Origin of the sequence: Winogradskyella pelagia (assembly GCF_017581965.1) — a bacterium.
Classification (GTDB): Bacteria; Bacteroidota; Bacteroidia; order Flavobacteriales; family Flavobacteriaceae; genus Winogradskyella; species Winogradskyella pelagia.
In genome coordinates, this window is record NZ_JAGEVF010000004.1 from 1 (window position 1) to 22,601 (window position 22,601).

A 22,601-nucleotide genomic window follows, 5' to 3' on the forward strand; every position below is an offset into this window, starting at 1 on the left:
GACTTTACCGCGCTCAGCGATGACTGTGGTGCAACAGGTACGGCGACCGTGACCTTTACGGCGACCGACGATTGCGGCAACGCAAGCTCCACTACAGCGACATTTACCATTGAGGATATCAGCGGACCTACATTTACCGTACCTGCAGATATCACCATTGAGTGCGATGTGGACCCTACAAACCTGAACATTACCGGAGACGTCACAGACGAGACCGACAACTGTTCCTCAGGACTACAGGCTAGTTATTCAGATAACGCGACACCTGGAGCTTGTGCCAACGAATCAATTATTACCCGTACATGGACACTTATGGACGAGTGCGGCAATACGAGTACGCTTGAACAAATCATAAACGTTGTTGATAACACAATACCTACGTTTACCGTACCAGCAGATATCACTATTGAGTGCAACTTAGACCCAACAGACCTGAGCATAACAGGAGATGTGACTGACGAAGCAGACAACTGTTCTACAGGATTACAGGCGACCTTCCAAGATATAATAGTTGAAGGAAGTTGCCCAAATGAATACACCATTCAAAGAAAGTGGTTACTTATGGATGAATGTGAAAATATGAACTCATATCTTCAAATTATTACGGTACAGGATACAACGGCACCTATATTCAATGAAAGTTTACCACCTGATATCTCTGTTGAATGTGATGCTATACCTGAAGCAGAAATATTAACTGCCTTTGACAATTGTGAAGATATAGTAGTAGATTTTGGTGAAGAGATAACAGCGGGCGCCTGTATTAGTGATCAAATTATTACAAGAACTTGGACAGCCGCTGATTCTTGTGGAAACAGTGTGAGTCATATTCAGATTATTTCTGTATCTGACACTACAGCACCTGAATTGGTAACGCCAATTGATGATAATATTACAGCTGCGTGTGATGATATACCTGAAGTTCCAAATCTTGTTTTTGAGGATGCTTGTTCCAATGCAATAGATGTTGAATTCAATGAAGAATCAACTCAAGTAAATGATTTTGAAGATTATTCAATAATTAGAACATGGACTGTTACTGATGACTGTGGCAACTCCGATATTTTTACTCAAAATATCACGGTAGAAATAAGTAATGTTATTGAAGCTACTGATGCAAACCGATGTGTTTTAGATATTGAATTTGATTTATTTGATTTACTATCAGGAGATTTCGATATGGATGGAACTTGGACTGTTGTTTCAGGTGATGCTAGCTTAGATGGTAGCTTTTTTGACCCATCTACAGTAGAAGTTGGAGTTTACACTTTTAAATACGCCATTACCGAAGGCCCATGTCCAACAGAAGTAGAAGTCGATGTCACCATTGATGATGACTGTTTAGTGTTGGCTTGTGGAAAGGATAATGTAGTTATTTCAAAAACAGTTACTGCCAATGGCGATAATATTAATGACTTCTTTGAAGTCAAGGGTATTGAAGTTTGTGGATTTGTTATTGAACTCCAAATCTTTAACAGATGGGGCGCTAAAATCTATGAGTCAAATAACTATCAAAACAATTGGAATGGCATCGCCAATGGATCGTCAGTAGGAGGGTCTGGCCAAGTCCCAACCGGAACTTACTATTATGTTATAAATTTAAGAAACAGTGGATTAGAACCATTTGCAGGTCCTATTTACGTAGCAACAAATTAATAAACTTAACCGATGAAGCTTACTAAATCAATTAGTGTTGCAATATTTATCTTGAGCATTTCTACTGCCCTAGCACAACAGTTGCCTCAATTTACGCAATACATGTTTAATACCATTTCTATTAACCCAGCATACGCTGGTAGTAGAGACACTTTTAGTGCAGTAGGTTTGCACAGAAGTCAATGGGTAGGTCTAGAAGGTGGACCAGAAACACAAACCTTGTCAGTCCATGCACCCTTGAGAAATGATAAAATTGGCATCGGCCTTTCATTTATCAATGACAAACTTGGTTATGAGAATTTCTCCTATATATATGGTGACTTTTCTTATACAATTCAAACTGGTTTGAATTCAAAACTAGCATTTGGTGTAAAAGCAGGTTTTACACATTACAATCTTGACCAAGAGCTTTTAAATGATCCATCGGTTATTAACGACCCCTTTTTTAATGATGTTTCTAATCGCTGGAGTCCTAATGTTGGAGCAGGATTGTATTGGCATTCACAACGTTGGTATGTTGGTTTATCAGCACCAAGAATTTTAAATACAGATTACAATAATGGCGGAAGTGGCAGCATTGACTATGTTGCGCTAGAACGCATTAGTTATTATGTTACCGGTGGTTATGTTTTTGACTTAAGCGCAACGACTAAGCTAAAACCATCAGTATTATTAAAGGCAACGAATGGAGCGCCACTATCATTTGATATATCTGCTAACTTTCTTTTCAATGACACTTTTTGGATTGGAGGTGGCTATAGAATTAATGAATCGGCCGCGGCAATTGGAGGAATCGCGGATTTCCAGGTATCAAAGCAATTACGTATTGGTTATGCCTATGAATATCCAATTTCAGATATAAGGGCCTACACAAGTGGCACACATGAAGTTTTACTTATGTTCGAAGTATTTAAAAGTAGACGTATAAAATCACCTAGATACTTCTAAAATGAAACGTACTATGAAAACAAAACTAATAGCTATAGTAATCATATTAAGCTCATCGCTGACATTTGCTCAAACCAAATTAGCTGATAAGTTTTTTAAAAACTACGGCTACGTAAAGGCTATTGAACTATATGAAAAAGCAGTAGAAAAAGGTGATAGTAGTGCACATGTACTCACGAGATTAGGAGACGCTTATTACAATAATTCTAAGTCCGAAAAAGCTGCATTTTGGTATAGCGAAGCCCTAAAGCAACATAACCGATTAGATGCAGAGTATCTCTATAAATACATTCAGTCTTTAAGAAGTATTGGAAAGTTTGATGAGGCCGATAAATGGTTTAAAGAATTAGTTGCTGTGCATGAAGGCGATAGTCGCCTTAAAGGTTATAATCCAGACGAAGTTGATTTGTACGATAAATTAACATCTAAAAATGAACTTGTTGTAACTATTGATAATGTACCGTTCAATTCTGAAAACTCAGATTTCGGTGCTTTTATAAAAAATGGTTCGCTCTATTTTGCTTCAGCTAATAGTGAAGGTGAAAACTTATATAGCTGGAACAAAGAACCTTTCTTAGATATTTACAAAGTAGAAATTACTGAAAATGGAGCAATAACAAACTACAGTTCTAAATTAGAATTAAATTCAACTGATATTAATTCAGAATATCATGAAGCTTCTATAGCCATTACTAACGACGGAAATACGCTTTATTTCACAAGGGATAATGTGAATAAAAGAAATCGCTTAAAGTATGATAAAAAAGGTACCACTCATCTAAAAATATACAAAGCAACTCTAGTTGATAGTATATGGACAGATGTGGTGGAATTACCTTTTAATGATGATGTTTATTCTACTGGTCATCCTGCCCTTAGTCCTGATAATAAAATCTTGTATTTTGTGTCAGATCGAGAGGGTGGTATAGGCCAAACTGATATCTATTCTGTAGCTATTAATGATGATGGGGATTACGGTGAACCAGAGAACTTAGGTGAACTTGTAAATACAGAAGGTAGAGAAATGTTTCCATTTGTGGCAAAAGACAGCACTCTGTATTTCTCTTCTGATGGCCATTTAAATCTTGGTCTTTTAGATATATTTAAATCTGATATTCTTAAAGGTGAACGTACTGAAGCTGAAAATTTAGGTTCTCCTTACAATAGTGGCTATGATGATTTTGCATTCTTCATAAACTCCGAAAGCAAAAAAGGATTTTTCTCATCTAACCGACCTGACGGAAAGGGAAGCGATGATATTTACAGTTTTAACGCGCAAAAGTGTAAAGAAATAATTGCTGGAGAGGTAAAAGATAGTAATACAGGTATCTTATTAACTGGTGTTACTGTCAGATTAATCGACGAAACTGGAAAAATTTTAGAAGAATTTAATACGGAAAACAGAAGCAATTTTTCATTTACTGTAGATTGTAATAAAACTTATACAATTGCAGCGAATAAAATGGATTATAAAGACAAACAAGTCGTTGTAAATACTTCGGCCAATAATGATAAGATAAATTCAGCCGATTTAATGCTTATCCCACTCATTATAGATAACCAAATTGTTATAAATCCTATCTTCTTTGATTTCGATAAATGGAGTATACGAACTGATGCTCAGTACGAACTAGAAAATATTGTAGATGTATTAAGAAAACATCCTAAAATGGTCATTAAAATTGAATCCCATACAGACAGCAGAGGTGGTGACAGATATAATATGAAGCTCTCTGACCGAAGAGCTAAATCTACTAGAGATTATTTAATTTCTAGAGGCATTTCTTCAAGTAGAGTTGAGAGTGCCATTGGATATGGTGAAACTCAATTACTCAATGAATGCTCTAACGGAGTAAAATGCTCTGAGGAAGAACATCAAATGAACAGACGCTCCTATTTCTACATTGTAAAGGAATAAATCCTACGTCACAAAACATATTTAACAAATAGCAAAAGCAAGTAATATAAATTACTTGCTTTTTTTTAATCATTTTAAACCGCAATATTCACAAGGTCTAATGATATATAAAAGCTTTTATTCAATCTTTATTCTAGTATTAGAAAAACTTACGCACAAGGGGATAAACATTATGCAAACAAGATAATTTACAACACCAGCTACTCGATTTAATAAAGAAGAATAATCAGAGGTGTTTATTTATCCATAAAAAAAGACCGCAGTAGCGGTCTTTTTCTTGCTATTAATCAACTTTTTAAGCGGTCTAACGCTTTATAAAGATATTGGTAAAATACCACTTTCCATCTACGTTTTGCTCAGCCGAGACATCAAAGTCGGTAAAATTACCTTCAATATTCTCTCTATGACTTGGACTATTTAACCATGCATTGACAACAGATTCAGCAGAACTAAAACCGTAAGCTACATTTTCTGAAACAATATTAGCATCAGCATTTAATTGTAAACTTTGCTTTCTCTGAAAAAAATTATCATGAGATACATTATCAACTTCAATCATATAATCGGTATGCGTAAACGCAACCGCCTTAACCGTTGAGTGATCTTGGAGCGTACTGAGGCCTTCGTTTATTCTGTGTGCATTAATGAGTTCCATAATTTCAATTTCAATTTGTTTGGCTAAAGGAGCCTGAGGAACTTCTATTGCGTTTATCTCATCTTCTAAAGACGTATCTGTTGAGCAAGATGACAAGCCTAAGAGGGCTACGATTGCCATAAGTGGCAGCAGTTTAGACACTTTCATAAGTAGGTAATTAAGATTTGGTCCTACTAATTTAACAGGGTCTCTAGCTTAAAACGTTAATATAATGTTAAAATCGATTAAAAGCATGTATTTCATCGAATTTTATTGCAAAACATCGATGAAATGCACTTTAAAATTATCTTTTAAGGTATTTCAGCCAAGAATTATACCACTTAATCGATTTTTATTAAGGACATAACCTGTCGATTTGCCATGAATAATCTGACTGCAATTTGTACCGTATTCTATCGTGCAGTCTGTTAGGCCTACCTTGCCAAAACTCTAATTCTTCTGGCTTTACAATGTAACCACCCCAGAAATCCGGGCGGTCTATGGATTTACCCTCATAGCTTTTTTCAAGGGTCTGCAATTTTTGTTCTAGCTCTTCCCTACTGGAAATCACTTCACTTTGATTTGAAACTATTGCTCCAAGTTGACTTCCGCGCGGTCGTGACTCAAAATAACCATCGCTAAGATTTTCTGCTATTTTTTCTGCTTTTCCTTTTATAATAATCTGCCGTTCTGCTGCTGGCCAAAAGAATGACAAGCAAACGGCTGGGTTTAAAGAGATTGCTTTTCCCTTTTCGCTTTTGTAATTGGTATAGAAAATGAAACCTTCAAAAGTATACTTCTTTAACAGCACTACTCTACTCTTTGGGAAACCATCTAGTCCAATGGTAGAAATAGTCATAGCATTAGTTTCACCAACATTAAAATGTGTATCAACTTCTATAAACCAATCCCTGAATAATTCCATTGGATTTTCAGGTATTTGGGACTTTAATAACTCCCCTTTTTGATAGGTTTTGCGGTAATTACTTAGATCTCTTTCCATAGGTAAACGAAGATACTCCATTTTTTTATTGGCTCAAAAAAAGAGTACATTTATCAAAAAATTGAACAATGAAATTTGAAGAATCTCCTATTTCTATGTCACTTTCTTATGAAAAAGTTGAATTAAATTTTGGCAAATACTACGTGTTAGATAACTATTTTATAATGGAGGTTAATGAAGGCGAGCATCTTAATTGGGACAAACTTAATCAACTCTTAGCTTCTTTAAGGGATAAATATGGTTATCATAAATCCTTAGCATACATAGCTAATCGCGTTAATGCATATTCAATAGACCCTGTGTTATGGTCTTACTTTGATAAAGACGATAGTATTCTTATAGCTGCTGCAATTGTAAGTTATAGAGATTCTACATTTATAAATGCCAATATTGAAAAACAATTGGCTTCTATCCCAATTAAGCGTGCAAAAAATCTCTTGGAAGCCATTAATTGGGTTAATCAATTAGATGAACTACAATAACTATTACTATAACAAGTTGTTTTAGTCTCGGTACTCGATATTAAAATTAAACTTAAAAAATGAAAACTCATTACTCTAAAATTTAATTGTCTTACCATCTCGCGAAAGTAAAACATTATCAAATACAGTTTGAGCTTCATTAAGAAATCCATCATATCCGTTATACCGTGTTGAATAATGCCCAAGTATTAAGGTACCGACTTCTGCTTTTTCAGCTATCGTAGCCGCTTGCTTGGCTGTACTATGCTTTGTAGGTTGACATAAGTCAAGATTTTTTTCTAGAAAGGTCGACTCGTGATATAGCACTGTAGCGTTTTTTATAATAGGAATAATGTCTTCGTTATAAACAGTATCACTGCAATAGGCATAACTTTTTGCTGGCGCTGGGTCTTTTGTTACAGTCTCATTTTTTATTAATTCACCTTGCTCATTAGGCACATCACCACCTTGCTTTAATTTTCTATAGTAAGCAACATCAATTTTTGCATTGCGTACGGCATTAATATCTAATTTCCGTTCGCTTTCTTTTTCCTTAAACAAAAAGCCATTGGTATATATCCTGTGCTTTAAAGGTATGGTGTAAACCTCTACCTTATCATCCTCGAATATAAGCTCAGAGCCCTTTGAGGTGAGTTCATGAAAAATCAGTGGGAATTTAGTCCATGAGTCAGAGAGCTTTAATTGAAGTGTGATAACCTCTTTTAGACCTTTAGGACAGTAAATGTGGAGTTCCGTTTCACGAGACAATAAATTAAAAGTACTAAGTAACCCAGCCAAACCGAAGCAATGATCTCCGTGTAAATGGGAAATAAAAATATGCTTAATTCTAGAAAACTTTATTTTATTTCGACGTAATTCAACCTGCGTGCCTTCGCCACAATCAATTAAAAAGAAGTGATTTTTAATCTCAAGGACTTGAGCTGTTGGATTAGTATTTACGCGTGGTGTGGCACTATGGCAACCTAAGATGGTAAGATTCATATCTAAAAGCCTAAGTCTCTTTCGATATCTTCCATTTCTATAATATCATAAGCTTCATGCAGCGTAGGAACAACCACAATTTCATCTGGCATTTCATCTAAATCAACTTTGTCAGAAACTATGACGAAAGACTTTTGGTCTCTGCGGTGAGTGTTGCTTAATCTTAAAAATTCAACAATATCTTCTAAATGATTTTTTTGTAAAGAAGAAAGATTAACAATGAGATGATAGCTTTTAAATTTATCATAAGACTGCTCTATGTTATTCACAAGAGTTTTTACTGAAGGATGCTCTTGTGTTATAAGGGTGATATTACCGTCTCTATCAATAATCATTTTACTGTTTGATTTTTGAAGCCAATAAATATATCACAGCCATTCTCACTGCAACTCCGTTTTCTACTTGATCTAATATAATGGCCTGTTTTGAATCTGCAACGTCACTGGTTATCTCTACACCTCTGTTAATTGGTCCTGGGTGCATAATAACAATCTCCTTATCTAAACTATCTAATAAGGTTTTGTTAACTCCGAATTGTTGGGTATATTCTCTCGTAGATGGAAAATATGATATCTCCATACGTTCATTTTGTACGCGTAACATATTCGCAACATCGCACCATTCTAATGCTTTTCTAAGATTAGTCTCTACTTTTACACCTAATGATTCTATATACTTAGGAATCAAAGTTTTTGGCCCGCACACCTTAACGTTAGCACCTTGCAGTTGTAATGCATAAATATTTGAAAGCGCTACCCTACTATGTAGAATATCACCAACGATAACCACATTTTTTCCTTTAACTCCACCCAATCGCTCTCTAATGGAGTATGAATCTAACAATGCCTGAGTTGGGTGCTCATGTGCGCCGTCACCAGCATTAATGATGCTAGCCTTTACATGTTTTGACAGAAACACACCTGCACCTGGATTTGGGTGCCTCATCACTACCATATCCACTTTCATTGATAGTATGTTATTTACTGTATCTACCAATGTCTCACCCTTTTTAACAGATGATTGGGAGGCTGAAAAATTAATAACATCTGCAGACAAACGCTTCTCAGCTAACTCAAATGAAAGTTTAGTTCTAGTGGAGTTCTCAAAAAATAAATTGGCAATTGTAATATCTCTAAGTGATGGAACCTTTTTTATAGGTCTATTAATAACCTCCTTAAACTGGTCTGCCGTTTCAAAAATCAGTTCAATATCTGTTTTGTTCAGATATTTTATGCCTAACAAGTGATCAACACTTAACTCACTCATATTTTAACTATTGTAATTGCAAAGGTTATTTTATTTATCTACTAAATATACCACGTCTTCGCCAGCATTCTCCAACCAGTTCACTTTAACGCGCTGTTCGTCTATCGCATCTACCTGCCTTCCTTTATATGTTGGCTGTATGGGCAAATGCCTACTAAATCTTCTATCTATCAATGTTAATAACTCAATATTCTTTGGTCTTCCAAATGATTGAATTGCTGTTAAAGCAGACCTGATACTGCGTCCTGTGTGTAAAACATCATCAATAAAAACTACATTTTTATCTTCTACAATAAAATCTATTTCTGTTGTATTCGCAGCAAGAGGTTTATCGCCTCGTCTAAAATCATCTCTAAAAAAGGTAATATCTAAATGGCCTAATTGAATGGATTTAATCTTGTATTCTTCTCGCAACAAATCTGCTAATCTATTGGCCAAAAATCGACCCCTGGGTTGTATACCCACGAGCACAGTTTCTTCAAAGTTCTCATGATTTTCTATGAGCTGACAGGCAAGTCGGTGGAGAATTATATTGACTTCTTTGGAATTGAGTAAAACTTTCTGACTCATATTAGCACTCAGCGTTATTCACTGAGCAAAGTTAACGTAAAAATTTAGGAATTTATCACATATCAACGTAGAATATTAACAGATTGATATTTATGGCAAACTAAACTATTTCATGATAATTGTCACCAAAATAATGCATTACTAATGCTTATTTTTACCGCTTTGTGATTAACATTCAACCTTATTATGAACAGTAAATACAGTACCTGGCACCATCCGTACAGCCCAGTTAAACCTTACGATAAAAAAGTTGCCTATTTTAGTATGGAATTTGGAATTCATCAAGCTTTAAAAATCTATTCGGGAGGTTTAGGATTCCTAGCTGGGTCTCACATGCGTTCTGCATTTGAGCTCAAGCAAAATATCATTGGAATTGGAGTGTTATGGAAGTACGGCTACTACGACCAGTCCCGCAATAAGGATAAAACGCTGAGACCTGACTTTGTTGAGAAAACTTATAATTTTCTTGAAGACACAGGCATAGAAGTTAAAGTATCTCTTCACGGTAACCCAAATGTAAACGTAAAAGCCTATGTGCTAAAACCAGAAATCTTTGGCTCTGTACCACTATATCTCTTAAGTACAGATGTAGAAGGAAACGATTATTTGTCTAAAACCATCACAGACCACCTGTATGACGCTAATGAAACAACACGTATTTCTCAGAGCATTGTTCTGGGCATTGGTGGTGCTAAAGTTGTCGAAGCTCTTGGAGGAGCAGATATATATCATTTGAATGAAGGCCATGCGCTTCCTGCTTTTTATTACTTAAAAGATAAGGGGATAAAAAAGAACCAATTTGTTTTTACCACACATACTCCTGAAAAAGCAGGTAATGAAGAGCGCGATGGACATTTCTTAAATCATTGTGGCTTTTTTGGAAGAAAATTAACAGAAAATGAATTGGCTTATGAAACCGTTAATGATAGCAAAATTAATTATACGGTTTCAGCATTACGACTAGCCAAGAAAGCTAATGCTGTTTCAAAATTACATGCCAAGGTATCCAAAGAAATGTGGCGTGATTACAGTAACACCTGTTCTATTATTCCAATAACTAATGCACAAAATCAAAGTTTTTGGCAAGATGAACAGTTGAAACAATCTTGGGTTAAAAAGAATGATAAAACCTTCTTTAAACGAAAGATAGAGCTTAAAAAAGAACTTTTCGCTGAAGTTGTAAACCAAACAGAAAAAATATTTGATCCAAAAGTACTAACTATAGTATGGGCAAGACGTTTTGCCGGTTACAAAAGAGCCGACTTGCTGCTTTACGATTTTGAAAGGTTTTTAAAACTGATTAATAATAAAGACTATCCGGTACAAATCATTTGGGCTGGAAAACCATACCCACACGACAAATTTGGGATTGACATTTTTAATAACTTAGTGCACATATCTAAATCATATACAAATTTAGCGGTATTAACTGGCTACGAAATTGAGCTCTCAAGGAAATTAAAACTTGGTTCTGATATTTGGTTAAATACTCCAAGAATTACTCGTGAGGCTTCAGGAACTAGCGGTATGACAGCTGCCATGAATGGCTCAGTGAACGTTTCTATCAACGATGGATGGATACCAGAATTTCAAAAACATGGTAAAAACAGTTTTGTATTGCCAGAGCTAAATCATAATCTTCCTGTTGAGGATCAAGATAAAATAGATGCTTACAATCTTTACAAGATATTAGAGGAGGAAGTTATACCGACCTATTACAAAAACCCTAAGAAGTGGCAAAAGATAGTTTATAAGGCCATTGATGATGTCATCCCTTCTTTTTCAAGCCATAGAATGGCAGATGAATATTATAAAAAACTCTTTAAATAGACTTTTTCTTAATTGCCAAGGAGTGGTTTGGATTTATCCCTAAATAAAAGGATAGCAATTAATGCTCCAACAATAAAGCCCATTAAAACATAAATATCAAATTTTAAATATTCAATTTCGACGTTTGGAACGGTCTGGAAAGAATCAACGTAGTCAGTTAATTTGCGAAATTCTTCATTAAGACCAAATATTCTGAGTCTCCAAAATAGAACTCCAAATACAACAATTAAAAAAATACTTGTGCCTTGACCTAAAATTGAATTTAGGTTTGTTGTTTTTCTTATTACTAAATAAAACAGCGGGAGCGTTGCCAATACGATTCCTAAAACTATTGCACCATTATTTTTATCTGTAATACTTCTTTTATCTAAGCTTAAATTTTCTAACTCTAATAATGATTTTGAATACAAAAAAAACTGCTCATAATAGTTATAGCCTAAGACAAATAATACAAATACTAATAAACTGTAAACAAGTAACTTCATTTAATTAAAAGTAAAAAAAAAGCCCTTCAAAAATGAAGAACTTTTTTAATATGATTATTTCAGGAAATTTTACTTTTTTCCGTCCATTTTATCTTTAAGAGCTTGTAAAGCATCGTTAGCGTCACCTAAAGTAGGTTTAGCTTCTGCTGCCTGAGCTTCTGCTTTTCTTGCAGCTTTCTTAACGATTTTAGCTTCTTCCTCTCTAAACACAGCTGTGTGAGAGGCTACAACACGCTTAAACTCCTTGTTGAATTCAATGATTTTGAATTCAGCTTCTTCACCTTTCTTAAGTTTAGAACCATCTTCTTTTTCAAGATGACGAGAAGGAATAAATGCAACAATATCCTCATTAAATGCTATAGTAGCACCTTTATCTACAATCTCAGAGATTGCTGCTTTGTGAACTGTATTTAAAGCAAATTCCGTTTCGTACTTGTCCCAAGGATTTTCTGTGGTTTGCTTATGCCCTAATGATAATTTACGCCCTTCTACATCCAATTCTAAAACGACAACGTCTAATTTATCTCCTACGTTACAGAATTCTGATGGATGCTTAATTTTCTTAGTCCAAGATAAATCAGAGATGTAAATTAATCCATCGATACCTTCTTCTAGCTCAACGAACACTCCAAAATTGGTGAAGTTACGCACAATACCAGAATGCTTAGAACCTACAGGATACTTAGTTGTAATATCTGTCCATGGGTCTGGTGTCAATTGCTTAATACCTAAAGACATCTTACGTTCTTCTCTGTCTAGAGTTAAGACCACAGCTTCAACTTCATCACCTACCTCAACAAAATCCTGAGCTGATCTTAAGTGAGTGGACCAAGACATTTCACTTACGTGAACAAGACCTTCTACACCTTCGGCAACTTCTACAAATGCACCATAGTCTGCAATTACAACTACTTTACCTTTGACTTTATCACCTACTTTAAGTTCTTCTCCAAGAGCTTCCCAAGGATGTTTGCTCAATTGTTTAAGACCTAATTGAATTCTTGTTTTATCCTCATCAAAGTCAAGGATTACAACATTTAATTTTTGATCTAGTTCAACTATTTCATTTGGATGGTTTATTCTAGACCAAGATAAGTCTGTGATATGGACTAATCCATCAACACCACCAAGGTCTATAAACACACCGTAAGAAGTAATGTTTTTAACTACACCTTCTAACACTTGACCTTTTTCTAATTGGCCAATGATTTCTTTTTTCTGCTCCTCGATATCAGCTTCGATAAGTGCTTTGTGAGAAACTACAATGTTTTTAAATTCATGGTTGATCTTAACAACTTTAAACTCCATGGTCTTATTAACATAGGCATCGTAATCTCTAATTGGCTTAACATCAATTTGAGAACCTGGCAAGAATGCTTCAATGCCAAAAACATCTACAATCATTCCTCCTTTTGTTCTACACTTAACAAAACCGTTTACGATTTCGCCTGTATCATGGGCATTGTTTACACGTTCCCAAGCCTTAATTACACGAGCTTTTCTGTGAGATAATACTAATTGTCCCGTAGCATCTTCGCGCACATCAATTAATACTTCTACTTTATCACCAACTTTTAAATCTGGGTTATAGCGAAATTCGTTTAACGAAATTACACCTTCAGACTTAGCATTAATGTCAATGATAGCATCTCTATCTGTGATGTGAATCACTTCACCTTCAACAACTTCGTCATCTAAAGTATCTACAAAGTTCTCAGATACTAATTTTTCAAACTCTTCGAGTTTTTTGTCCGCTACTTGCTCAATTCCCTCTTCGTAATTGTGCCAATCGAACTCTTTTAAGAATTTTTCTGGATTTGCTTGAGCTTCAGATACTACTGGAGCTTCAACAGTTTGGGCTTCAGTTGCTTCAACTTCAGCTTTTTTTATTTCTTTTTCAGACATGTGCTGAATAAAAATTTGTATTCTGTAGATTTTGAAAGCCTAGCGGATGCCACAGAAGATGATTGAAATTATATCTTTATTCCCTTTCTACTTTCTTAAACCGCCAAAAAGGTCTGCAAAAGTACAATAAAATCAGAGTTTTACAAAATAAATCTATAATTGTTCAAATTAATTAAAGTGATATACTTTGTAATTATTTTCTTGTGACCAATCCAATAATTATGTGTCTAAAAATTAGATATTATGAAATACTTTATACCTTATTTATCGCATTAAAATTGATATCTTTATAGAACTATTAATTATTAAAACTTATTATTATGGTTAAAGCAAAATACCAGGATGTTTTAAACTTGGGAGAAAAATTAAATATCCAAAACGGAAAGGTTGAAGAAAAAGAAGGTAAGCTAAATGTTTGGGGCACTGCGGCCACACAATATGAAAAAAATCTACTTTGGGATAAAATCAAGGAAATTGGTGGTGAGAACCCATCTGATATTATGGCGGATATAAAAGTGGCAGACGAAACTGTTTATGCCAGACACACTGTAAAATCGGGAGAAACTTTAGGAAAGATTGCAAAGCATTATTACGGTGATCCAATGAAGTATCAGAAAATCTTTGAAGCCAATACGGATAAACTTAAGAATCCTGATTTGATTTATCCCGATCAAGAGTTGGTGATTCCAAATTTATAATTCAGAATTACAGGAATTATAACAGAACCTGCTCAAAAAATGAGCAGGTTCTTTATTCATTTATTTTTGATTTTGCCAATGCTAAAATGGTTTGAAGCTGTTCTTCAATAGTGAGATTAGAATTATCAATCTCTATTGCACCATCTGCTTTGATTAATGGAGAATCTTTTCGGGTGGAATCAATATGGTCTCTAGTAGTTACATTTTCTAAAACTTCCTCGTAACTTAAATTTTGACCTCGTTCTAATAATTCTTTATATCGTCTGGTCGCTCTTGTTTCCGAAGAAGCTGTCATAAATATTTTAAGCTCCGCATCTGGAAATACGACGGTACCAATATCTCTGCCGTCCATCACTATCCCTTTATGTTCGCCCATCAATTGCTGCTGCTGCACTAACTTTTTACGCACCTGGGATAAGGTTGCAACAGGACTGACATATTGAGAAACTTCTAAAGTTCTTATCTGCTCCTCAATATTTGCACCATTTAAATAAACCTCTGCAAATCCAAGAAGCTCATTATATTTAAATTCTATATGAATTTTTGGCAAGGCATTTATTAACCTTTTTGAATCTAACAAACCGTCTTTTATGCAACCTGAATTTAGAGCAAAATAGGTTACCGCTCTGTACATGGCACCAGTATCTACGTATATATAATTTAAGGCTTTAGCCAATTTCTTGGCAATTGTACTCTTACCTGTTGAAGAGAACCCGTCTATGGCAATTACTATTTTTTTCACTATTGCAAATCAATTTGAAGACCAAAAAAACTAGTGTTTGACGCACTGGCATATCTGGCATGAGTATAACTAAATCGCAATTTATTCAACTTAATACCAACTCCTATGGATAACCCAGAAAAATTTCGCTGATCTTGTATTCTAAGCTCCTCTGCGCGTCTAAAATTATATCCAAGTCTTACATTAAATCCTCTGTCTGGAAAAAGTTCTGCTCCAAGTATAACATGCCGTAATGCATTATTAAAAAAGCTGACCTCCTCTTGTGTCTGGTTTCCATCTAAATCCGTTGTAGCTCTTGCCGGATTAGAAACCCCAATAGGCCATTCCTGTAAATTTTCTAATGTAAAGTGCCACCTCAAAGGTACATTCTCTAACGTTTGTGACATCCCAAAATTAACTTCAAAAGGTAATGGCTCAGTTTGGCCTGCATAGGTTGTAAACTGGGTTCCCAAATTCCTAATGGTTAAGGCTGCATGAAAATCTAATTTTTCATTTATATACATCACACCAATATCTACTGCACCACCAACAGAATTATATTGTTCTAAAAGCGAGGTGATAATCTTTAAATTAACTCCGACATAAAAATCGGAAAATGGAATATTGTAGTTGTATCCCATAGACAAGGCAGCTTCGTTACCTGTAAATGTCCCTGTAGAAACACCATTAACGTCATAACCATCAAAAGTACCGTAATTAATATAACTAAAGCCTACGTGAAACGTTTGAACTCGCCTGTCCCAAGTATAGGCATAAGCTGCCGTTCCATAACTTATACCACCTAAATAACTAGAATAGTTAACAGCTAATTGATTGTGCATTTGCCAATTTATAGAAGCTGGATTATAAAGCCCATCTGTAACGTCGTGATCAAAATTCGTGATTACTTTTCCTCCTAATGCGGCTTGTCTTGGTGAGGATATTAAATTTAAAAATTGATAAGTAGATTCACCACCTAACTGAGCTAAAAGAGGTATTGTTAAGCATAAGGAAATAAAGGTGGCTATCCTTTTAATCATAAGTGGTGCAAAATAACTAAATCTATCTTAAAACGAGGATATGATTTTTTTATTTTTTATAGCGATAAAAACTATCTTATACGCAATTCTTGTCCGACTAAAATCACATTATTTTTAAGGCTGTTGAGTTCTTTCAACTTTTCTACCGAAGTATTAAATCTCTTGGCAATACTATAGAGGGTATCTCCCTTTTTTATTAATAATGTATTTGAAGTTTCTTCCTTATTATTAGCATCATTGACCAATCTAAGTACTTGTCCTGCCTTAATTAAATTAGATGATAAGTTATTATTTGACTTTAATGTTTCCACAGATAATCCATACATTTTGGAAATACTATAAAGGGTTTCTCCTTTTTGAACTTTGTGAAAAGATGTAGCTTCAGGTGTAACCTCTTTTTTGTTAACATTCTTAGCGATAGTATTCTTACCGTTATCAGCACCTTTATCAATTAACAAAACCTGACCTTCGTTGATTAAAGTTGTCTCAAGATTATTTAATTTCTTTAACCTTGTTAGGGAGACCTTGTACTGATTAGAAATATCCAGTAATGATTCACCTTCCTTTACCTCGTGGAATTTAGATAGTTCTCTATCCTCCGTCTCTATAGTGTCTTTTTTTTTCCTTAGGCTATCTATAATCGCCTCAGTTGCAATTAAAGTGATCTCGCCAGTTTCGAGGTTTAGTTTTGCAGGTTTCCCATCTAAAACAACCTCTTTAAAATTGGATTTTTCTTGAGCTTTAATATTAAGCGTTGAGCACGTTAAGGCCAATATTAAAATAAATATGCTATAAAGTTTTAGCATGTTTTACTTTTTTATTTGTAATAGCAATATCCAGTACCTCGCTCATATCTTTCACATAATGAAAAGTAAGCCCTTTGAGGTACTCTGGCTTTATTTCATCGATATCGCGCTTATTATCCGCACACAAGAGAATCTCTTTAATCTTTGCACGTTTTGCAGCAAGTATTTTTTCCTTGATTCCACCAACCGGCAATACTTTCCCTCTTAGCGTTATCTCACCTGTCATGGCCAAACTCTTTTTTACCTTGTTCTGAGTAAACAAAGACACTAAAGAAGTTAGCATCGTTACACCTGCACTTGGACCATCTTTGGGTGTCGCACCTTCTGGTACGTGGATATGAACATTATATTTGTCCAATATTTCAGGATTAATATTAAGTTGTTCTGCATGGGCCTTAATGTACTCCATGGCAATGGTGGCAGATTCTTTCATTACCTTACCTAGGTTACCGGTAATTGTTAAATTACCTTTTCCTTTGGACAATATAGATTCAATAAACAGAATATCACCTCCAACGCGTGTCCAAGCTAAACCTGTAACTACGCCAGCCACGTTGTTGTTTTCATATTTATCACGCTCCATTCTTGGGCTACCTAATACGTCAATAATATCATCGTTAGTCACTTTGATATTGTAATCCTCCTCCATAGCTATATTCTTCGCCGCATGACGTACCATTTTTGCGATTTGTTTTTCTAAACCTCTTACGCCAGATTCTCTTGTATAACCCTCAACAATTTTCTCTAATTGAGGTTTCGCTATTTTTAATGCCGTACCATCCAGACCGTGCTCTTTTAGTTGTTTTGGCAGTAAATGACGTTTTGCAATTTCTACTTTCTCTTCAATAGTGTAACCGGTAACATCAATTATTTCCATACGATCTCTTAACGCTGGTTGAATGGTGTTAAGACTATTTGAAGTTGCAATGAACATGACCTTAGATAAATCAAATCCCATTTCTAAGAAGTTGTCATAAAACTCGTTATTCTGCTCTGGATCTAATACCTCTAGCATAGCAGAAGATGGGTCTCCTTGATTACCAGCAGATAACTTATCTATTTCATCAAGAACAAAAACAGGGTTTGATGTTCCTGCTTTCTTTAAGCTTTGGATAATTCTACCAGGCATAGCTCCAATATAAGTCTTTCTATGTCCTCTAATTTCAGCTTCATCTCTCAATCCACCAAGCGATATTCTCACATATTCTCTACCCAAGGCTTCAGCAATTGACTTTCCTAAAGACGTTTTACCAACGCCTGGAGGACCATAAAGACATAATATTGGAGATTTCATGTCATTACGTAACTTGAGTACAGCCAAATATTCGATAATACGTTTTTTTACATCGTCTAAACCAAAATGATCTCGGTCTAGAATCTTCATTGCACGTTTTAAATCGAATTGATCCTCGCTAAACTCATTCCAAGGTAGGTCCAAAAATAAATCCAAATAGTTCCTTTGTATAGAATATTCAGCTACCTGGGGATTCATGCGTTGCATTTTAGCCAATTCTTTTTCAAAATGGGTCTTAACTTTATCATCCCATTTTTTAGATTTAGCTCTTTTGCGCATTTCCTCGACTTCCTCTCCATAAGCAACACCACCTCCTAACTCTTCCTGTATAGTTTTTAGCTGTTGATGCAAAAAATATTCGCGTTGCTGCTGGTTCATGTCACTTTGAACCTTACTCTGAATATCATTTTTAAGTTCTAATTTTTGAAATTCAAGATTCATAAATTTCAAGGTCTGAAGCGCACGTTCCTTTAAATCATTAATCTTAAGCAACTCTTGCTTCTCCTCTACCTTCAGATTCATGTTAGACGACACAAAATTGACCAAGAAAGAATTGCTTTCTATATTCTTTATGGCAAAAGTTGCCTCTGTTGGTATGTTAGGACTATGTTTTATAATCTCTAGAGACAAGTCTTTTATAGATTCAATAATTGCCTTAAACTCTTCGTTATCTACCTCTGGTTTTTGCTCTGGCAAATCAGATATCTTAGCAGTTAAATAGGGCTGTTCCGTAATAATTTCATTGACCTTAAATCGCTTTTTGCCCTGAATAATAACTGTCGTATTACCATCTGGCATTTTAAGCACCTTTAAAATCCTGGCTACAGTGCCCTCTTTGTAAATGTCTTTAGCTTGTGGATTTTCCACAGCCTCATCCTTTTGGGCTACTACTCCAATGACTTTACTACCTTTGTTAGCATCGTTTATAAGCTTTATAGACGTATCCCTTCCCGCCGTAATAGGTATAACCACTCCAGGAAACAAGACCGTATTTCTCAAAGGAAGAATTGGTAGCGATTCGGGCAAGGATTCATTATTTATTTGTTCCTCGTCTTCAGGTGTCATTAATGGAATTAATTCTGAATTCTCATCAAAATCCTGCAATGACAAACTGTCTAGTTGTATGAAATTAGATTTCTTCATAATATTATTAAGCCATTATGTCATCTCATAGGGATAACTGGCGTATTTTTAAATGTATTAGTTTTATTTTGTTTGTTGACAATCAATAAATTACAAATTATATTTCTTTATCAATAACATTATAAAATCAATAGTTATGCCACGGATTTGCATTAGGAAAAACTTTTTTTTTACTAAAGTGTAACAACCTAACAATAAATAAATCTTTATAATAAAGCAATTGTTTTTTTGACACTAACCAATCAAAATATAGAAGAGTTATTGTTGCTCTGTACTTATGGCAACCAAAAAGCGCAATTGGAAGTTTACAATAGGTACAATAAAGCGATGTATAATACGGCTATAAGAATTGTAAAAGATTCTTTTAAAGCTGAAGACATTATGCAAGAATCATTTCTAACAGCTTTTACAAAGCTTAATTCACTCGAGGACAGTAAAATGTTCGGCGCATGGTTAAAACGCATTGTTGTAAATAATAGTATTGCGCAATACCATAAAACCGCGAAACAGAATGAAGTCTCTTTGGATACTGTAATGTACAAGGTTGAAGACAATGATGGCATAAATGAGAATGATCAAGCCAATGAAAAAGTGAAGCATATTTTAAATGCCATGAAGTCCATAAAGCCTAATTATAAATTGAGCTTGACGCTTCACCTGATTGAGGGTTATGACTATGAAGAAATCTCTGAAATCATGAATTTATCCTATGGTAATTGCCGAACTATGATATCTAGAGCCAAAGAAAGTTTAAGAAAAAAGTTATTGTTAACAGAAAAAGAAAATTACTAATGAAGAAAAATGAAACCATAGAAAAGCTTTTTGAGAACTTAAAAGGGGAATTTGATATAGCCTCACCCCAGGAAGGTCATAAAGCCAGATTTATACAAAGACTAGATGAAATTGAGCACAAAGGAGGTCATGCTAACCAGCAATCTACACCTTGGCAAAAATTCCTTGCAATTGCTGCCAGTCTAATACTTTGTTCTAGCATCTTTATGATTATCCCTAAAGAGCCTGAAGTTCTCGATTTAGCCAATGTATCACCACAACTATCTGAAACACAAGATTTTTTTACAGCGACTATTGAAAACGAATTAAGAAAATTAAACAAAGAAAAATCACCTTTTACAGAGGCTATTATTTTGGATGCCATGGAGGAAATTAAGTCGTTGGAACAAGATTATGAAAACTTAAAAATTAGTCTTTCCGAAAGTGGTGAAGACCAGCGCGTTATCTACGCAATGATTTCAAATTTTCAGAGTAGAATTGACATTTTAAACACTGTCTTAGAAGAAATAGAAACTATCAAACAACTAAAAACAAATACCAATGTTACTAAAAATACCCTATAAATTATTAATATGCTTTTTGTTAATGCCTTTAATGGTATTAGCAAATACCGAACTTAAATCGACAAAAGCCACAAAAGAACGAACGATAAAAAAAACGTTCAATGTAAGCAGTGATGCTACATTAAAAGTCAAAAATTCATTTGGAAATATTACCGTAATTACTTGGGATGAAAATCGTATTGATTTTGATATTACTATCAAAGTTAGCGGTAATAACGATGAAAAAGTAATGGACCGTTTAGAACGAATCGACGTTAAGTTCTCTTCTAGCCCTGATTTAGTTAGTGCTTCAACAGAAATTGGAAAGAATGAAAAAAACTGGTGGAATTGGGGTAAAAAGATGAACCTAAAAATTGAAATCGATTATATCATCAAAGTTCCGATAAGCAATAATGTAGATTTAAATAATGAGTTCGGAGCCATAACGGTAGATAAACTCAAAGGCTCTGCACAACTAAATTGTGATTTCGGTAAGATTACGGCCAAAGAATTATTATCTCAAAACAATAAAATTAGCTTTAGCCATTCAAAAAACTGTTATTTCGACTATATTAACTCGGCCACCATTAAAGCTGAGCACAGCGAATTCATTGTTGCTAAAGTCGAAAATATCACCATAGATGCAGATCATACCAAATCTTCTGTTGAGGCCGCTGAAAATGTTAAATACGACTGCGATTTTGGGTCCATAAGTATTGAAAATGTGAATAATATAGAGGGGCAAGGGAAGCACCTAACGACTAGGATTGGTAATGTTTTTAAAAACTTAAGTCTAGACAACACCCATGGCACCCTAAAAATCGACCGTTTAGCCCCTAGCGTTAACAAGGTAAATCTAGAGTCGGAATTTACCAGTACGACCATTGGTTTTGATTCAGCCTTGAATTTTAACTTTGATTTAAATTTAGAGTTTGGATCCCTAAGGGATTCTGAAGGGTTCAAGTTTACAAGTAAGGAAATTGATCAGACTGATAAACGATATAAAGGTTATCATGGTATGAAAGATACCGGAACTGTAATAAAAGTCAATTCTGAACACAGCAATATAAGCTTTAAAAAACAATAACACACACTAATTATTAAAACCTAATTCATTATGAAAAACTTAAAAACTATACTGTTACTAATTTCAATAACCTTCTCTGCAGTATCATGCGCACAATGGGGCAAAGGAGAAAAAATTAAAGGAAATGGTGAGGTCAGCTCAATAATAAGATCACTTGGAGAATATGACGGTGTTAAAGTTGCTGGTTCGATGGACGTAAAACTTGTTAATGGTATTGAAGGTTCCATAGTTATAAAAGGCGAGTCAAATCTATTTGAATATATAGATACTAAAATATCCAATAACAATCTTATCATTAAAGTAAAAGACGGCTATAGTTTAAAAACAACACGATCTCTCGTTGTAACCGTTCCTTGTGAGTCTATTAATTATGTAGCTCTAGCAGGTTCTGGAGACATTAATAATTCCGGTAGTTTAGATTCAGATGACCTTGAAGTTGCCTTAGCTGGCTCGGGAGATATCAACCTAAATATTAGTTCCTCTAATACCAAAGTTAAAATTGCTGGCTCAGGCGATATAGAGTTAAAAGGTAACTCCAACGCACTGAGCATTGCAGTAGCTGGCTCTGGAGACTTTGATGGAAGTAACCTAAAAAGTGTAAATGTAGATGCCGCCATTTCTGGATCAGGTACGGCTAAGGTTAATTGCTCTGGTGCTTTAAAAGGGCGCGTCTCAGGTTCTGGAGACATTATTTACAAAGGCACTCCAAAAACAAAAGACACTAAAGTATCAGGTTCTGGAAGCATTAAATCGTAATCAATCAAAAGACAGTTAAAGAAGCCACCCAAAAGGTGGCTTTT

The 22,601-nt window shown here is 34.8% G+C and carries 22 protein-coding genes; 10 read left to right on the forward strand and 12 right to left on the reverse strand.

The window, feature by feature from the left end:
* From J4050_RS06065 to J4050_RS06075, 3 genes are all read left to right on the forward strand, one after another.
* On the forward strand, window positions 1–1,656 hold a 1,656-nt coding region (locus J4050_RS06065), incomplete at its 5' end, for a T9SS type B sorting domain-containing protein (RefSeq protein ID WP_208153347.1).
* 12 nt (window positions 1,657–1,668) lie between these two features.
* Window positions 1,669–2,604, forward strand: coding sequence for a PorP/SprF family type IX secretion system membrane protein (locus J4050_RS06070; protein WP_208153349.1), 936 nt, complete (start codon window positions 1,669–1,671; stop codon window positions 2,602–2,604).
* Between the two features lie 13 nt (window positions 2,605–2,617).
* Window positions 2,618–4,522 (forward strand): OmpA family protein, encoded by a 1,905-nt coding sequence (locus J4050_RS06075; RefSeq protein ID WP_208153351.1) that lies wholly within the window; start codon window positions 2,618–2,620, stop codon window positions 4,520–4,522.
* Window positions 4,523–4,826: 304 nt separating this feature from the next.
* Here J4050_RS06075 and J4050_RS06080 read toward each other — a convergent pair whose 3' ends face one another.
* On the reverse strand, window positions 4,827–5,324 hold the full coding sequence (locus tag J4050_RS06080; protein WP_208153353.1) for a CAP domain-containing protein: 498 nt from the start codon (window positions 5,322–5,324) through the stop codon (window positions 4,827–4,829).
* 187 nt (window positions 5,325–5,511) lie between these two features.
* Window positions 5,512–6,159: a pyridoxamine 5'-phosphate oxidase gene (gene pdxH / locus J4050_RS06085; protein ID WP_208153889.1), complete on the reverse strand. Its 648-nt coding sequence runs from the start codon at window positions 6,157–6,159 to the stop codon at window positions 5,512–5,514.
* Window positions 6,160–6,227: 68 nt separating this feature from the next.
* Between pdxH and J4050_RS06090 the strand changes: the two genes are divergently transcribed.
* The gene (locus tag J4050_RS06090; protein ID WP_208153355.1) at window positions 6,228–6,641 is read left to right on the forward strand and encodes a hypothetical protein; all 414 of its coding nucleotides are present in this window, start codon (window positions 6,228–6,230) and stop codon (window positions 6,639–6,641) included.
* Window positions 6,642–6,716: 75 nt separating this feature from the next.
* Here J4050_RS06090 and J4050_RS06095 read toward each other — a convergent pair whose 3' ends face one another.
* From J4050_RS06095 to pyrR, 4 genes are read right to left on the reverse strand one after another with little or no spacing between them, the layout of a single operon-like run.
* Window positions 6,717–7,622, reverse strand: coding sequence for a ribonuclease Z (locus J4050_RS06095; protein ID WP_208153357.1), 906 nt, complete (start codon window positions 7,620–7,622; stop codon window positions 6,717–6,719).
* 2 nt (window positions 7,623–7,624) lie between these two features.
* Window positions 7,625–7,957, reverse strand: coding sequence for a ribonuclease Z (locus J4050_RS06100; protein WP_208153359.1), 333 nt, complete (start codon window positions 7,955–7,957; stop codon window positions 7,625–7,627).
* A gap of 1 nt (window position 7,958) precedes the next feature.
* Window positions 7,959–8,888, reverse strand: a complete 930-nt coding sequence (locus tag J4050_RS06105; protein ID WP_208153361.1) for an aspartate carbamoyltransferase catalytic subunit — start codon at window positions 8,886–8,888, stop codon at window positions 7,959–7,961.
* A 30-nt stretch (window positions 8,889–8,918) separates the two neighbouring features.
* The gene (gene pyrR, locus J4050_RS06110; protein WP_208153363.1) at window positions 8,919–9,458 is read right to left on the reverse strand and encodes a bifunctional pyr operon transcriptional regulator/uracil phosphoribosyltransferase PyrR; all 540 of its coding nucleotides are present in this window, start codon (window positions 9,456–9,458) and stop codon (window positions 8,919–8,921) included.
* A gap of 186 nt (window positions 9,459–9,644) precedes the next feature.
* Here pyrR and glgP point away from each other — a divergent pair, with 186 nt between their 5' ends.
* A complete protein-coding gene (gene glgP / locus J4050_RS06115; RefSeq protein ID WP_208153365.1) occupies window positions 9,645–11,288 on the forward strand; it encodes an alpha-glucan family phosphorylase in 1,644 nt (547 codons plus the stop codon).
* Window positions 11,289–11,296: 8 nt separating this feature from the next.
* Here the strand turns inward: glgP and J4050_RS06120 are convergent, their stop codons facing one another.
* Window positions 11,297–11,773, reverse strand: a complete 477-nt coding sequence (locus J4050_RS06120; RefSeq protein ID WP_208153368.1) for a hypothetical protein — start codon at window positions 11,771–11,773, stop codon at window positions 11,297–11,299.
* A gap of 69 nt (window positions 11,774–11,842) precedes the next feature.
* Complete coding sequence (gene rpsA / locus J4050_RS06125; RefSeq protein WP_208153370.1) at window positions 11,843–13,678, reverse strand: 30S ribosomal protein S1; 1,836 nt, start codon at window positions 13,676–13,678, stop codon at window positions 11,843–11,845.
* A 320-nt stretch (window positions 13,679–13,998) separates the two neighbouring features.
* Here rpsA and J4050_RS06130 point away from each other — a divergent pair, with 320 nt between their 5' ends.
* On the forward strand, window positions 13,999–14,376 hold the full coding sequence (locus J4050_RS06130; RefSeq protein WP_208153372.1) for a LysM peptidoglycan-binding domain-containing protein: 378 nt from the start codon (window positions 13,999–14,001) through the stop codon (window positions 14,374–14,376).
* A 52-nt stretch (window positions 14,377–14,428) separates the two neighbouring features.
* Here the strand turns inward: J4050_RS06130 and cmk are convergent, their stop codons facing one another.
* The 4 genes from cmk to lon all read right to left on the reverse strand — a co-directional run bounded on the left by cmk (window position 14,429) and on the right by lon (window position 19,380).
* On the reverse strand, window positions 14,429–15,118 hold the full coding sequence (cmk, locus tag J4050_RS06135) for a (d)CMP kinase (RefSeq protein ID WP_208153374.1): 690 nt from the start codon (window positions 15,116–15,118) through the stop codon (window positions 14,429–14,431).
* Window positions 15,118–16,137 carry a type IX secretion system protein PorQ gene (porQ, locus tag J4050_RS06140; RefSeq protein WP_208153376.1) on the reverse strand — a complete coding sequence of 340 codons (1,020 nt, stop codon included), beginning with the start codon at window positions 16,135–16,137 and terminating at the stop codon, window positions 15,118–15,120. Before porQ ends, cmk begins: the two co-directional genes overlap by 1 nt.
* Before the next feature lie 71 nt (window positions 16,138–16,208).
* Window positions 16,209–16,943: a LysM peptidoglycan-binding domain-containing protein gene (locus J4050_RS06145; RefSeq protein WP_208153378.1), complete on the reverse strand. Its 735-nt coding sequence runs from the start codon at window positions 16,941–16,943 to the stop codon at window positions 16,209–16,211.
* Window positions 16,927–19,380, reverse strand: coding sequence for an endopeptidase La (gene lon / locus J4050_RS06150; protein ID WP_208153380.1), 2,454 nt, complete (start codon window positions 19,378–19,380; stop codon window positions 16,927–16,929). Before lon ends, J4050_RS06145 begins: the two co-directional genes overlap by 17 nt.
* A 228-nt stretch (window positions 19,381–19,608) precedes the next feature.
* Between lon and J4050_RS06155 the strand changes: the two genes are divergently transcribed.
* From J4050_RS06155 to J4050_RS06170, 4 genes are read left to right on the forward strand one after another with little or no spacing between them, the layout of a single operon-like run.
* The gene (locus tag J4050_RS06155) at window positions 19,609–20,172 is read left to right on the forward strand and encodes an RNA polymerase sigma factor (protein WP_208153382.1); all 564 of its coding nucleotides are present in this window, start codon (window positions 19,609–19,611) and stop codon (window positions 20,170–20,172) included.
* Window positions 20,172–20,735, forward strand: coding sequence for a hypothetical protein (locus tag J4050_RS06160; protein WP_208153384.1), 564 nt, complete (start codon window positions 20,172–20,174; stop codon window positions 20,733–20,735). Before J4050_RS06155 ends, J4050_RS06160 begins: the two co-directional genes overlap by 1 nt.
* Window positions 20,713–21,801, forward strand: a complete 1,089-nt coding sequence (locus tag J4050_RS06165; RefSeq protein WP_208153386.1) for a hypothetical protein — start codon at window positions 20,713–20,715, stop codon at window positions 21,799–21,801. The genes J4050_RS06160 and J4050_RS06165 overlap by 23 nt, the downstream gene beginning before the upstream one ends.
* A gap of 30 nt (window positions 21,802–21,831) precedes the next feature.
* Window positions 21,832–22,557 (forward strand): head GIN domain-containing protein, encoded by a 726-nt coding sequence (locus J4050_RS06170; protein WP_208153388.1) that lies wholly within the window; start codon window positions 21,832–21,834, stop codon window positions 22,555–22,557.
* Window positions 22,558–22,601: the final 44 nt, after the last annotated feature.

Bases quoted from the DNA above. Each gene is read 5' to 3' on its own strand.
- J4050_RS06145 (WP_208153378.1), bottom strand. From the start codon at position 16,943: ATGCTAAAACTTTATAGCATATTTATTTTAATATTGGCCTTAACGTGC.
- J4050_RS06075 (WP_208153351.1), top strand. From the start codon at position 2,618: ATGAAAACAAAACTAATAGCTATAGTAATCATATTAAGCTCATCGCTG.
- J4050_RS06090 (WP_208153355.1), top strand. From the start codon at position 6,228: ATGAAATTTGAAGAATCTCCTATTTCTATGTCACTTTCTTATGAAAAA.
- rpsA (WP_208153370.1), bottom strand. From the start codon at position 13,678: ATGTCTGAAAAAGAAATAAAAAAAGCTGAAGTTGAAGCAACTGAAGCC.
- pdxH (WP_208153889.1), bottom strand. From the start codon at position 6,159: ATGGAAAGAGATCTAAGTAATTACCGCAAAACCTATCAAAAAGGGGAG.
- glgP (WP_208153365.1), top strand. From the start codon at position 9,645: ATGAACAGTAAATACAGTACCTGGCACCATCCGTACAGCCCAGTTAAA.
- J4050_RS06100 (WP_208153359.1), bottom strand. From the start codon at position 7,957: ATGATTATTGATAGAGACGGTAATATCACCCTTATAACACAAGAGCAT.
- J4050_RS06070 (WP_208153349.1), top strand. From the start codon at position 1,669: ATGAAGCTTACTAAATCAATTAGTGTTGCAATATTTATCTTGAGCATT.
- J4050_RS06080 (WP_208153353.1), bottom strand. From the start codon at position 5,324: ATGAAAGTGTCTAAACTGCTGCCACTTATGGCAATCGTAGCCCTCTTA.
- J4050_RS06130 (WP_208153372.1), top strand. From the start codon at position 13,999: ATGGTTAAAGCAAAATACCAGGATGTTTTAAACTTGGGAGAAAAATTA.
- porQ (WP_208153376.1), bottom strand. From the start codon at position 16,137: ATGATTAAAAGGATAGCCACCTTTATTTCCTTATGCTTAACAATACCT.
- J4050_RS06165 (WP_208153386.1), top strand. From the start codon at position 20,713: ATGTTACTAAAAATACCCTATAAATTATTAATATGCTTTTTGTTAATG.
- J4050_RS06105 (WP_208153361.1), bottom strand. From the start codon at position 8,888: ATGAGTGAGTTAAGTGTTGATCACTTGTTAGGCATAAAATATCTGAAC.
- J4050_RS06120 (WP_208153368.1), bottom strand. From the start codon at position 11,773: ATGAAGTTACTTGTTTACAGTTTATTAGTATTTGTATTATTTGTCTTA.
- pyrR (WP_208153363.1), bottom strand. From the start codon at position 9,458: ATGAGTCAGAAAGTTTTACTCAATTCCAAAGAAGTCAATATAATTCTC.
- J4050_RS06170 (WP_208153388.1), top strand. From the start codon at position 21,832: ATGAAAAACTTAAAAACTATACTGTTACTAATTTCAATAACCTTCTCT.
- lon (WP_208153380.1), bottom strand. From the start codon at position 19,380: ATGAAGAAATCTAATTTCATACAACTAGACAGTTTGTCATTGCAGGAT.
- J4050_RS06095 (WP_208153357.1), bottom strand. From the start codon at position 7,622: ATGAATCTTACCATCTTAGGTTGCCATAGTGCCACACCACGCGTAAAT.
- J4050_RS06160 (WP_208153384.1), top strand. From the start codon at position 20,172: ATGAAGAAAAATGAAACCATAGAAAAGCTTTTTGAGAACTTAAAAGGG.